General features: G+C 65.9%; 2 protein-coding genes. Both read left to right on the top strand.

The window, feature by feature from the left end:
* The coding region (locus ACYVDE_RS19195; RefSeq protein ID WP_460503152.1) for an RICIN domain-containing protein at nucleotides 1-1,395 on the top strand (1,395 nt) is incomplete at its 5' end.
* 134 nt (nucleotides 1,396-1,529) lie between these two features.
* Nucleotides 1,530-2,856 (top strand): glycoside hydrolase (locus ACYVDE_RS19190; protein ID WP_460503151.1); only part of this gene is annotated, 1,327 nt, incomplete at its 3' end.

Raw genomic sequence — 2,856 nt, 5'->3', positions numbered from 1 at the left:
CCGGTGGTCGAAACGCCGCCCACGCTGGCCACCGGCCTGGGCGCGGCCAACATTGCTGGCCTGAACTGGGCCGACCCGCGCGACAACTTCACCGACGACGCGCTGGTACTCTCGGGCCTGGGCGCGACCGACGACTACGCCACGGTGCAAACCAAAACGGAGCGCGTTATCAACGGATTCCAGGCCAGCACCAGCGCCAATACGGTGCGCCTGCCCATCAACCCGCCCACCGTGCTCGGCAACCGCTGGACGCCCTACACCGGGGCCATCGATAAGGCGCTGGGCAAGGGCATGAAGGTGATTCTGGCCTGCTGGGAAAGCAATTCCTCGCGCAACGGCCGGATTGACGACGCGACGCAGTTCAACAGCATGTGGCAGACGGTAGTGGCCAAGTATGGCACCAATGCCAACGTGTATTTTGAGGTATTCAACGAGCCCCACGGCTACTCGCTGACTGAATTATCGGGCGTGTACGCCGACTGGCTGAGCCGCAACCCCGGCGTTCCGCAAAGCCACGTGCTACTCGACGGCGAAGGCTATGCGCAGAACATTACCGGCATCGGGGCCGACAGCCGCTTCAGCAGCTGCCTGCTGTCCATTCACCTCTACGACTTCTTTTATAACAGCCCGACCACCACGGCGGCGAGCTGGGAAAACGCCTTTGCCGCCAACCTGGGCAGCTACGCCAGCCGCGCCGTGCTCACGGAGTGGGGCACGTTTATGGCTACGGGCGTGAACTACTACGCGGCCATCGATAACGACGTGAAGAAGTCGTACGTGCTGGGCATCAGCAACTACTGCCGGCAGAAGGGCATTGCCAGCGTGTACTGGCCCGGCCTGCGCACCGGCGACCAGTACAGCCTGCTGCAGTTCGACGGTACCAACACCGGCGTAACCAACCCCTCGGGCCTGGGCCGTGTGCAGTTCGGCTGGGGCATTGGCGCGGGCGGCACCAACCAGTTCTACCCCACCGCCAGCTACCGCCTCATCAACCGCAACAGCGGCCAGGTGATGGACGTGAACGGGGCCTCGAAAAACAGCATGGCGCCCGTCATTCAATACTATCAGAACGGCGACCAGAACCAGCAGTGGCAGCTGGCCGTGGCCGGCGGCGGCTACTACACCCTCACCAACCGCAACAGCAGCCAGCTGCTCGACGTGATGAACGGCGCCACCACGGCCGCCACGCCCATCGTGCAGAACCCCGCCAATGCCACCGCCAACAGCCAGCAGTGGCAGCTCGCGGCCAACGCCGACGGCTACTACAAAGCCACCAACCGCAACAGCAGCCTCGCCCTCGACGTGAGCAACGGCTCGATGGCCGCCGCCACGCCGCTGGTGCAGGCCGCCGGCGGCACCGCCAACAGCCAGCAGTGGCTGATTTGGCAGCAGTAAAGGCCAAAGTTGTAGGGGCGGGGCTTGCCCCCGCCCGTCGTTGAACGGCATCGTGGCAACGGCGCGTCCGGGCGGGGGCAAGCCCCGCCCCTACATCGTCCAAACGACACGCCGATGGCCCAATCTTCTTTCCTATGAAACAACCAACCACCCTATTCCTAGCCTTCGCCGCGCTGCTGGCCACCGGCCCCGTCCAGGCCCAAACCGCCACGCTCACCGTCCGCATCGACGACACCAAACCGGCGCAGACCATGGCCAACTTCAGCGCGTCCGATGCCTGGGCCTGCCAGTTTGTGGGCAACTGGCCCGCGGCCAAGAAGGAAGCCATTGCCGACCTGCTGTTCAGCACCGAGAATGGGGCCGACGGCCAGCCCAGGGGCATTGGCTTGTCGATGTGGCGCTTCAACATTGGGGCGGGCAGCGCGGAGCAGGGCGCGGCCAGCGGCATCAAGGACGAGTGGCGGCGGGCCGAGTCGTTTCTAACCCCGGCCGGCACTTATGACTGGTCGCGGCAGGCCGGGCAGGTGTGGTTTATGCAGGCTGCCAAAAAGCGCGGCGTGCAGCAGTTTCTGGGCTTTTTGAACAGCCCGCCGGTGTCGCTCACCCGCAACGGCAAGGCCTTCGCCACCGCCAAGCAGCCCAACCTGGCTCCGGAAAAAGCCGGGGCGCTCGCCGACTACCTCGCCGCCGTAGTGGCGGGCGTGCGCCGCCGCACCGGCATCACCTTCGACTATTTGAGCCCCGTGAACGAGCCGCAGTGGGACTGGAGCGACGGCGGCCAGGAAGGCACCCCGTTTCTGAACACCGATATCGCCGGCATCAGCAAGGCGCTGGGCGCGAAGCTGGCGGCCGCCAAGCTGCCCACCCAGATTCTCATCACCGAAGCCGGCAAGCTCGACTACCTGTTCAGCCCCGCCGACAAGCCCGCGCAGGGCGACCAGATTACCGCGTTTTTCGGCGACAAGACCGCGCCGACCTACCTCGGCAGCACGCCGCGCATGGCCCGCACCATTGCCGGGCACAGCTACTTCACCACGTCGCCCTACGCGCAGGCCGTGGCCACGCGGCAGCAGCTGGCGGCCAAGGTGGCCAGCGTGCCGGGGCTGAATTTCTGGCAGTCGGAATACTGCATTCTGGGCGATAACGCGGGCGAAATCAACGGCGGGCCGCGCGATTTGGGCATGAAGCCGGCGCTATACCTGGCCCGCGCCATCCACACCGATTTGGCGGTGGCCAACGCGGCCGCCTGGCAGTGGTGGCTGGCCGTGTCGCCCTACGACTACAAAGACGGCCTCGTGTACGTCGACCAGAACAAGACCGACGGCAACTTCTACCCCAGCAAGATGCTCTGGGCGCTGGGCAACTACAGCCGCTTCGTGCGCCCCGGCGCCGTGCGCCTGCCCGCCCAACCCGAAACCGCCACCGACACCGCGCCGCTGGTATCAGCCTACCGCAGCGCCG

It is taken from the genome of Hymenobacter agri (genome assembly GCF_054778495.1).
The sequence above is the reverse complement of the archived record's forward strand: the minus strand, read 5'-3'. Positions and strand labels throughout refer to the sequence as shown.